Raw genomic sequence first — 608 nt, 5'->3', positions numbered from 1 at the left:
GTTCAAAGCTATGAACCTATTTGGCATCCCATCCAAGCTCATTAAACTTTGCCAAATGACTTTGAATGACACATGGAGCAGTGTCAAAGCAGCTGGTACAACTACGGAAAATTTTCGTACAATTAGAGGATTCCGACAAGGTGATGCGTTATCCTGCAGCTTCTTCAACATCCTTCTTGAATTGATTATGGTATCAGCAAACATCAACACCGGCAACATAATCTTCAACAAGTCAAACCAGGTACTTGCTTATGCTGACGATATAGACCTTATTGGCAGATCATCTGTCAAAAAAATTACATATGTAGACATTGTAATAAAAAATATGTTTGTCGAATAGTAAATAACTTAAGGGGTAAATACAAATTCCAATACACTGAGGAAAAGCAAAGATATACAAGAGCTTTTTGGAAATAGCAGAGGAATCACTATGTAGGCCATAAGAGTCATACTCCCCCTCTAACTTGTGGCTTTTTTAAAAAAAATTTTAACAGTTCCCTTCAAAAATATTATGAACTAAAAATAATTTAACAACCGCGAGAAAATCTAAATTTTGTTTGTGTTGGCCCCCTAAATTGAAGTCTGGATCCGCCACTGCTAGCATGAAC

At 36.2% G+C, this 608-nt stretch carries 1 protein-coding gene; it reads left to right on the top strand.

Features of this window, described 5'->3' with window-relative positions:
• A partial coding sequence (locus OMK64_RS20275; RefSeq protein ID WP_272730156.1) for an RNA-dependent RNA polymerase family protein occupies window positions 1–340 on the top strand: 340 nt, incomplete at its 5' end.
• Window positions 341–608: the final 268 nt, after the last annotated feature.

The sequence above is a fragment of the Cellulomonas fimi genome, from assembly GCF_028527925.1.
Taxonomy (GTDB): Bacteria; Actinomycetota; Actinomycetes; order Actinomycetales; family Cellulomonadaceae; genus Cellulomonas; species Cellulomonas fimi_C.
Note: the sequence above shows the minus strand (reverse complement) of the source record. Positions and strands in the feature narration are given on the sequence as shown.